Origin of the sequence: Streptococcus sp. HMSC063B03, from assembly GCF_001836965.1 — a bacterium.
Lineage (GTDB): Bacteria > Bacillota > Bacilli > Lactobacillales > Streptococcaceae > Streptococcus > Streptococcus pneumoniae_F.
The window spans coordinates 1-514 of the sequence record NZ_KV831038.1; the positions used below are offsets into that span (position 1 = coordinate 1).

At 37.0% G+C, this 514-nt stretch carries 1 protein-coding gene and 1 pseudogene; both read right to left on the reverse strand.

Annotated elements, in window-relative coordinates; translation table 11 throughout:
• Positions 1–227: pseudogene (locus tag HMPREF2628_RS04765) on the reverse strand (thiol-disulfide isomerase); the annotation flags it as partial.
• Complete coding sequence (locus tag HMPREF2628_RS04770; RefSeq protein WP_070478079.1) at positions 214–411, reverse strand: hypothetical protein; 198 nt, start codon at positions 409–411, stop codon at positions 214–216. The pseudogene HMPREF2628_RS04765 and the gene HMPREF2628_RS04770, both read right to left, overlap by 14 nt.
• Between the last annotated feature and the right edge of the window lie 103 nt (positions 412–514).

Here is a 514-nt window from a genome sequence, read left to right on the forward strand (position 1 = left end):
CGAATAGCTCCATCGGGAGGAACGACATAGCCTGGTTTACGAATGTCAGACGCATATTTTCCTGATGCCATTAAATGTTGTAAGACGACTATATTGTCCCTCTCTTCAAAGGAGGTTTTTAATTGCATATGTTCTTGGTGATTTTGATATTGAAAATAAAGATTCAAGCCAGTAGCTAAAGCAATTACAGAACCAATCACGATTAGTATTTTTTTAAGTCCCGACATTTTTTTCATCCCCTCTGTCTAAATAATCATAGACGTCATGTTTCCAACCCTCTTCCTTTTCATTAGGTTTTCCAATAAAGATATTGAGGTCAAAGCCATATTTAATAAAGTTGCCTCCTATCGTATTATTTTCAATAAGCGTTTCAACCATCAGTTTACCGTTAGCTTTATCCCCATTTCCCATCACAGTTCACAGTATATAATTCTTCAACACGCCCAGTTGTTCATACGGCATTGTGTTGAGCAAGAAGCCACTTTCTCTGGTAAACTATCCATACAAAGTCTGA